This is a genomic window from Kitasatospora sp. NPDC023176 (assembly GCF_055560495.1).
The window spans coordinates 18,362-27,623 of record NZ_JBVHIP010000062.1; the positions used below are offsets into that span (position 1 = coordinate 18,362).

A 9,262-nucleotide genomic window follows, 5' to 3' on the forward strand; every position below is an offset into this window, starting at 1 on the left:
CGAGGTGCTGTGTCGACTGTTCGCGGAGGTGCTCGGCCAGGAGTCCGTCGACCCCGCGGCGGGCTTCTTCGAACTCGGCGGTGACCGGCCCGCCGCCGTCCGGCTGCTGGCCCGGGTGCGCGCCGAACTCGGCTTCCGGGTACCGCTGCCGCTGCTGCTGGACGCCCCCACCCCGGCCGGCCTGGCCACCCGGCTCGCCACCCCCGGTGACGACGCCCCGCGCCCCACCCTCAGCGCGCTGGTCGACGCCCAGGTGGCTCGCACTCCGCAGGCCCCCGCGCTGTACGCCCAGGACGCCACCCTCAGCTACGCCGAACTGGACGCCCGCGCCAACCGGCTGGCCCGGGTGCTCGCCGCCCGCGGCCTGGGCACCGAGGACGTCGTCGCGCTCGCCCTGCCGAAGTCCCCCGACGCCGTCGCCGCGATCCTCGCCGTGGCCAAGACCGGGGCCGCCTGGCTGCCCGCCGACCCGGCCTACCCGGCCGAACGGCTGCGCCACATGCTCACCGACTCCCGCGCCGCCCTGGTGCTCACCACCACCGGCACCGCCGAGCGGCTGCCCGACACCGGCGCCCCCCGGCTGCTGCTCGACTCCCCCGCGCACCTCGCCGACCTCGCCGAGCGGCCCGGCACCCCGTTCACCGCCGACGAGCGGGTCCGGCCGCTGAGCGCCGACCACACCGCGTACGTCATCTACACCTCCGGCTCCACCGGCCTGCCCAAGGGCGTGGCCGTCACCCACACCGGGCTGCCCAGCATGGTCGCCACCCAGGTCGCCGCCACCGGGGTCGGCCCCGGCAGCCGGGTGCTCCAGGCCGCCTCGCTCAGCTTCGACGTCTCCGTCTCCGACCTGGCCGTGGCGCTCACCACCGGCGCCGCGCTCGTCCTCCCCCGCGAGCAGAGCGAGCTGGTCGGCGACGCGCTGGCCGCGCTGATCGACCGGTACGGCGTCACCCACGCCGACGTCGCCACCGCGATGGCCGCCACCCTGCCGGACGTCCCGCTGCCGACCCTGCGCACCCTGATCGGCGGCGGCGAGGCCATCCCGCGCGAACTGGCCGCCCGGCTCGGCCGCGACCGGCTGATGCTCAACAGCTACGGGCCGACCGAGACCACCGTCATCGTCACCATGAGCGAGCCGCTCACCGGAACCGAGCAGCCCCCGATCGGCCACCCCTGCCGGGACGTGCGGATCCACGTGCTGGACGAGCGGCTGCGCCCAGTGGAGCCGGGCACGGTCGGCGAACTGTACGTCTCCGGCCCGCACCTGGCCCGCGGCTACCTGGGCCGCCCCGGCCTGACCGCCGACCGCTTCGTGGCCTGCCCCTTCGGCGAGCCCGGGAGCCGGATGTACCGCACCGGCGACCTCGGCCGCCACCGCCCCGACGGCCAGCTGGACTTCCTCGGCCGGGCCGACGACCAGGTGAAGATCCGCGGCTTCCGCATCGAACCCGGCGAGATCGAGCAGACCCTCTCCGCCCACCCCGGGGTCCGCCAGGCCGTGGTGCTGGTCCGCGAGGACCGCCCGGGCGAGCGCCGGCTGGTCGGCTACACCGTCGGCGCCGCCGACCCGGACGAGCTGCGCGCCCACTGCGCCGAGCGGCTGCCCGAGCACATGGTGCCCACCGTCGTCGTCCTCGACCGGCTGCCGCTCACGCCCAACGGCAAGGTGGACAAGCGCGCCCTGCCCGCGCCGGCCTTCGGCGCCGTCGAGGCGGGCGGCCGGGCCCCCGCCGGGGAGCTGGAGCACACCCTGGCCCGGCTGTTCGCCGAGGTGCTCGGGCTGCCCCGGGTCGGGGTCGGCGAGTCCTTCTTCGAGCTCGGCGGCGACTCCATCGTGGCCATCCAGCTCGTCTCCCGGGCCCGGCAGGCCGGGCTGCAGCTCACCCCCCGCGCGGTCTTCGAGGCCCCGAGCGTCGAGGCGCTGGCGCTGGTCGCCCGCCCGCTGGAGGGGCCGGTCGCCGTCGAGCCGCCCGGCGCCGGCCTCGGCGAGGTGCCGGCGACGCCGATCGTGCACTGGCTGTCCGAGCAGCGCGGCGCCGTGGCGAGCTTCTACCAGTCCACCCTGCTCACCCTCCCCTCCGGGACCGGGCCGGCGCAGCTGGTCACGGCCCTGCAGGCGGTGCTGGACCACCACGACGTCCTCCGGGCCCGCCTCGACGGCGCCGCTCGCCCCTGGACGCTGCACGTCCCCGCGCCCGGCGCCGTCCCCGCCGCCACCGTGCTGCGCGGCCTCCCGGGCCCGGCCACCGAGTCCACCCTGCGCGCCGCCACCGAGGCCGCCCGCGAACGGCTCTCGCCCGAGGACGGCCGGATGCTCCAGGCCGTCCGCTTCGACGCCGGCCCGGACCTGCCCGCCCAGCTGCTGCTGGTGATCCACCACCTGGCGGTGGACGGCGTCACCTGGCGCATCGTCGAGGAGGACCTGCTCGCCGCGCTGGCCGCCGCCCGCGAGGGCCGCGAACCCGCGCTGCCGCCGGTGCCCACCTCCTTCCGCCGCTGGGCCCAGCGGCTCACCGCCGAGGCCCGCACCGACCGCCGGGCCGCCGAACTCCCGCTCTGGCAAGCCGCCCTGGCCACCCCCGACCCGCTGCTCGGCGAACGGGCCCTGGACCCGGCCAAGGACACCTACGCCACCGGCGGCACCCTGCGCGTGGTGCTGCCCGCCGACACCACCCGGGCGCTGCTGACCGGCGTCACCGCCGCATACCACGCCCAGGTCAACGACGTGCTGCTGACCGCGCTGGCCCTCGCCCTGACCCACTGGCGCGGCTCCCCGGCCGGGCCGGACGGCGCGGTGCTGCTGAATGTCGAGGGCCACGGCCGCGAGGAGGTGGTCGAGGGCGTCGACCTGCACCGCACCGCCGGCTGGTTCACCTCCGTCTACCCCGTCCGGCTCGCCCCCGGGGCGCTGTCCTGGGCCGAGGTCACCGCCGCCGGCCCCGCACTCGGCCGCGCCCTCGGCCGGGTGAAGGAGCAACTGCGCGCCGTCCCGGACAACGGCATCGGCTACGGCCTGCTGCGGTACCTCAACCCGGCCACCGCCCCGCTCCTGGCCGCATTCACCGACCCCCAGGTCGAGTTCAACTACCTGGGCCGCTTCCAGCCCGAGGGCGTCACCGCCGAGGACGTGCACGCCGGAGCCGAGGCGATGACCGAGGGCGCCGCCCCCGACCTCGCGCTCGGCCGGGTGCTGGGCCTGGACGCCACCACCGTCGACACCCCGCAGGGCCCGCTGCTGGTCGCCCAGTGGTCCTGGGCCGCCGAACTGCTCGACGGGGAGCGGGTCCGGGCGCTCGCCGAGGCCTGGTTCACCGCCCTGCGCGCGCTCGCCGAGCACGCCGACCGGCCGGGCGCCGGCGGGCACACCCCCTCCGACTTCCCGCTGGTCACCCTCGGCCAGGACGACGTCGACCGGCTCGCCGAACTCCACGCCCCCGCCGCCCTGGTGGACGTCTGGCCCACCTCCCCGCTCCAGCAGGGCATGGCCTTCCACGCCGCGTACGACACCGACGGCGCCGACGTCTACACCTCCGTCTGCACCTTCGACCTCACCGGCCCGGTCGACGCCGACCGGCTGCGCGCCGCCGCCGAGGCCCTGCTGCTGCGCCAGCCCAACCTCAAGGCCGGCTTCCACCAGCGCCCCGACGGGCCGCCCGTCCAGGCCGTGCCGGACCACGTCGAACTGCCCTTCACCGTGCGAGACCTGACGGCGCACGCCGACCCGGAGGCCGAGGCCGAGCGGATCGCCGCCGCCGAGTACGGCCGCCGCTTCGACCTCGCCCGGCCGCCGCTGCTGCGCTACACCCTGCTCACCCTCGCCCCCGGCCGGCACCGGCTGATCGCCGCCGCCCACCACATCCTGCTGGACGGCTGGTCCACCCCGCTGTTCGCCGAGGAACTGTGGGCCCTGTACTTCCGGCAGCCGCTGCCCCCGGCCGCGCCCTACCGCGAGTACCTGCGCTGGATCACCCGGCGCGACGGCGCCGCCGCCCGCACCGCCTGGGCCCGCGCCCTCGCGGGCACCGACGAGCCCACCCTGCTCGCGCCCGCCCGCACCACCGCCACCCCGCGGTTGCCGCTGCGCCTGCACACCGGCCTCACCCCGGAGGCCACCGAGGCGCTGGGCCGCACCGCCCGCCGCTACGGCGTCACCCTCAACACCCTCGTCCAGGCCGCCTGGGGCGTGCTGCTGGCCCGGCTCACCGGGCGTACCGACGTGCTCTTCGGCACCACCGTGTCCGGCCGGCCGCACGACCTGCCGGGTGTGGAGCGGATGATGGGCCTGCTCATCAACACCGTGCCGGTGCGGGTCGCCCTCGACCCGGCCGAAAGCTGGGGGCAGCTGCTGCTGCGACTGCAGCACGAGCAGTCCGCGCTGCTGGACCACCAGCACCTCAGCCTCACCGAGATCCAGCAACTCGCCGAGCTGGGCAGCCTGTTCGACACCGTCACGGTGTACGGCAACTACCCGGACCCGTCCGCCCTGGACGCGGCCGACCCGAGCGGCGCCACCCACGTCACCCTGGTCGAGGACGTCGACAGCGCCCACTACCCGCTGCTGCTCGCTCTCACTCCGGGCGACGGCCTCCAGCTGCGCCTGGACCACCAGCCGGACGCCTTCACCGCCGCCGAGGCACGCACCGTCCTGGACCGCTTCCTCGCGCTGCTGGACCGGATCGTCGCCGACCCGGCCGAACTCATCGGCACCGTCGACGTGTTGACCGAGGAGGAGCGGGCCCAACTGCTCTCCGGCCGGCACGGCCCGGTCACCGCGCTGCCGACGGGGACGGTGCCCTCGCTGTTCGAGGCCCGGGCCGCCGCCACGCCGGACGCGATCGCGCTGGTGGCGGGCGATGACACCCTGACCTACGCCGAACTCAACGCCCGCGCCAACGGGTTGGCGCTGCGGCTGACCGAGGCGGGTTGCGGCGCCGAGACTCCGGTGGCGGTGCTCCTGGAGCGCTCCCCCGCACTGGTGGTCACCCTGCTGGGCATCCTCAAGGCCGGTGGCACGTACGTCCCGCTGGACGACGCCCAGCCCCAGGACCGCCTGCTCGCCGTCCTCGCGGACGCGGGCGCCACCCTCGCCGTCACCGACACCGACCACCCCGCCCTGGCCGGGCTCACCACCCTCACGATCGGCGAGGAGACCGCCGACAACCCCGAACTCGACATCGAAGCAGCCCAATTGGCGTACGTCATGCACACCTCCGGATCCACCGGGAGACCCAAGGGCATCGGCATCACCCACCGCGCCATCGTCGACCTCGCCCTCGGCGGCACCTTCACCACCGACAGTCACGCACGCGTCCTGGTCCACTCCCCCACCGCCTTCGACGCCTCCACCTACGAACTCTGGGCCCCCCTGCTCTCCGGCGGCAGCCTCGTCCTCCCCCCACCCGGCCGCCTCGGCGTCACCGAACTCACGGCCACCATCAACCAGGGTTCGGTGACCTCCCTCTGGATGACGGTCGGCCTGTTCAACGTGCTGGCCGCCGAGGCCCCGCAGACCTTCGCCGGACTGCACCAGGTGTGGACCGGCGGAGACATCGTCTCGCAGGCCGCCATGCGACGCGTCCTGGAGGCGTGCCCCGGCCTGCGCGTGGTGAACGGCTACGGCCCCACCGAGACCACCACCTTCGCCACCCACCACCCCATGAGCGCCCCCGCCGAGGTGCCGGACACCGTCCCGATCGGACGGCCCCTGCCCAACACCCGGGCGTACGTCCTGGACGCCGGGCTGCGCCCGGTGCCCGTGGGCGTCGCCGGTGAGCTGTACCTCGCGGGCAACGGCCTGGCCCGGGGCTACACCGGCCGCCCGGCCCTGACCGCCGAGCGCTTCGTCGCCTGCCCGTACGGCGAACCCGGCGACCGGATGTACCGCACCGGCGACCTCGCCCGCTGGACCACCATGGGCGAACTGGAGTTCGTCGGTCGAGCGGATGACCAGGTGAAGCTGCGCGGCTTCCGGATCGAACTCGGCGAGGTGGAGGGCGCGTTCGCCGCCCACCCGGCCGTCGGCCAGATCACCGCCCTGGTCCGCGAGGACCGGCCCGGCGACAAGCGCCTGGTCGCCTACGTCACGGGCGACGCCACCCCCGAGGAACTGCGCGCCTTCGCCGCCGACCGCCTGCCCGGCTACATGGTCCCGGCTGCCGTCGTCGTCCTGGACGCCCTGCCCGTCACCCCCAACGGCAAGGTCGACCGCCGCGCCCTGCCCGCCCCCGACTTCAGCGGCACCGAGGGCCGCGCCCCGCGCACCGGCACCGAGCGCGCCCTGAGCGAACTCTTCGCCGAGGTCCTCCAGGTGGCCGAACCGAGCATCGACGACAACTTCTTCGACCTCGGCGGGCACTCGCTGCTCGCCACCAAGCTGGTCAGCCGGATCCGCACCGCCCTCGGCGCCGAGCTGCCGATCCGCACCCTCTTCGACCACCCGACCGTGGCCGCGCTGGCCGCCGCCCTGCCCGCCTCCGGCGCCGCCCGCCCGGCCCTGCGACCGGCCGACCGGCCCGCCCTCGTCCCGCTCTCCCCCGCCCAGCAACGCCTGTGGTTCATCGAGCAGTTCGAGGGCCCGAGCGCGCTCTACAACACGCCCGTCGCGCTCCGGCTGACCGGCGTGGTCGACCGCCCCGCCCTGGAGCGGGCGCTGCGGGACGTGGTGGCCCGGCACGAGGTGCTGCGCACCCTCGTCCCCACCACCGACGGCCAGCCCCGCCAACTGGTCACCGAGGCCCCCGAACTCCCGCTGCACACCCTGCCGGTGGCCACCGAGGCGGAGCTGCGGGCCGCGCTCGCCGAGGCCGGGGGGCGGGTCTTCGACCTCGCCCGCGACCTGCCCGTCCGCGCCACCCTGTTCTCGCTGCCGCACGACGAGCACGTGCTGCTGGTGCTGATGCACCACATCGCCAGTGACGGCTGGTCCGTCGCCCCGCTCTTCCGCGACCTCGCCACCGCCTACCGGGCCCGCACCACCGGCTCCGCCCCCGACTGGCAGCCGCTGCCCGTCCAGTACGCCGACTACACCCTCTGGCAGCGCGAGGTCCTCGGTGACCAGGAACAGCCCAGCGCCCTGCTGACCGAGCAACTCGCGCACTGGCAGCAGACCCTGGCGGACGCCCCGGAGGAGCTGGCACTGCCCTACGACCGCCCGCGACCGGCGGCGCCCAGCCACCTGGGCGGCCTGACGGAGGCCGTCGTCGACGCCGAACTCCACGCCGTTCTCAGCGAGTTGGCCACCGCCCAGCAAGCCAGCCTGTTCATGGTGCTCCAGGCCGCCGTCGCCACCCTCTACACCCGCCTCGGCGCCGGCACCGACCTCCCGCTCGGCACCCCCACCGCCGGACGCACCGACGAAGCGCTCCAGGACCTGGTCGGCTTCTTCGTCAACACCCTCGTCCTGCGCACCGACACCACCGGCAACCCCAGCTTCCGCGAACTGCTCAACCGCGTCCGCCGCACCGACCTGGACGCCTTCGACCACCAGGACATCCCCTTCGAGCGCCTGGTCGAACAGCTCAACCCCACCCGCACCCCCGCCCGCCACCCGCTCTTCCAGACCCTCGTCGCCCTGGAGAGCCGCGCGGCGGTGCCCGCCGCCTTCGGCGACCTGGCCTGCGCGGAGCACCCCTTCGAACTGGACGTCGCCAAGTTCGACCTGTCCTTCCGCTTCACCGAGCAGGGCGCCCGGGCGGGCCTGACGGTCGCACTCGAATACGCGACCGACCTCTTCGACCACACCACCGCCACCACCCTCGCCGAACGGCTGCTGCGGGTGCTGCGCGCCGTCGCGGCCGACCCGGACACCCCGATCGGCGCCATCGACCTCCTCGACCCGGCCGAGCGCGAGCAACTGCTCACCGGCTGGAACGACACCGCCGTACCCGTCCCGGACGCCACCCTGCCCGAGCTGTTCGAGGCCCGAGCCGCCGCCACCCCGGAGGCGCCCGCCGTGGTCGCCGACACCGGGACCCTGAGCTACGCCGAACTCGACTCCCGGGCCGAGCACGTGGCCGCCCACCTGGCCGAGGCCGGCGTCGGCGCCGACACCCCGGTGGTCCTGCTGATGGACCGCTCCGCCGAGCTGGTGGTCGCCCTGCTGGCCGTCCTCAAGGCCGGCGGCAGCTACGTCCCGCTGGACGACCGGCACCCGGCCGAGCGGCTGCGGCAGATCACCGCCGAGACCGGGGCGGCGCTCGTCCTGGTCGACCAGGCCCACCGCGGCCACCCGCTGGCCACCGACGCCCCCTGCCCCGTCCTGCCGCTCACCCCGGACTCCTTCGACTTCGCCGGTCCGCGCCGACGCCGCGCCCACCGCCCGCCGCTGCACCCGGAACAGCTCGCGTACGTGATGTTCACCTCCGGCTCCACCGGCCTGCCCAAGGGCATCGCCATCACCCACCGGGACGTCGTCCAGCTCGCCTCCGACCCGTGCTGGCAGCACCCCGACGGGCTGCGGGTGCTCTTCCACGCCCCGCACGCCTTCGACGCCTCCACCTACGAACTGTGGGCGCCGCTGCTCTCCGGCGGCCGGATCGTCGTCGCCCCGCAGGGCGACCTGGACGCCGCCGCGATCGGCGCGCTGGTCCGGGCCCACCGGCTCACCCATGTGCACGCCACCGCCGGGCTGTTCCGCGTCATCGCGGAGGAGGAGCCCGGTGTCTTCGCCGGCGTGCGCGAGGTGCTGACCGGCGGGGACGTGGTCTCGGCGCCCGCCGTCCGGAAGGTGCTGGCGGCCGTCCCCGGGATCGGGGTCCGGGTGCTCTACGGCCCGACCGAGATCACCCTCTGCGCCACCCAACTACCCCTGCCCACGGCGGAGTCCGTGCCGGACGTGGTGCCGATCGGGCGCCCGATGGCCAACACCCGGGCGTACGTCCTGGACGACGGATTGCAGCCCGTCCCCGTGGGCGTCGCCGGTGAGCTGTACATCGCCGGGGCGGGCCTGGCCCGCGGCTACGCCGACCGCCCCGCCCTGACCGCCGAACGCTTCGTCGCCTGCCCGTACGGCGACAAGGGCGAACGCATGTACCGCACCGGCGACATCGTCCGCTGGAACCCGGACGGCGTACTGGAGTTCCTCGGCCGCGCCGACGACCAGGTCAAGATCCGCGGCTTCCGCATCGAACTCGGCGAAGTCGAAGCCGCCCTCACCGCCCACCAAGGCGTCGGCCAGGCCCTCGCCCTCGTCCGCGAGGACCAACCCGGCGACAAACGCCTCGTCGCCTACACCACCGGTGACGCCACCCCCGGCGAACTG

The 9,262-nt window shown here is 75.4% G+C and carries 1 protein-coding gene; it reads left to right on the top strand.

Annotated elements, in window-relative coordinates; translation table 11 throughout:
- Positions 1 to 4: 4 nt before the first annotated feature.
- Positions 5 to 9,262: amino acid adenylation domain-containing protein (locus tag ACZ3YL_RS40935; RefSeq protein WP_465662775.1), on the top strand; the 9,258-nt coding region annotated here is incomplete at its 3' end.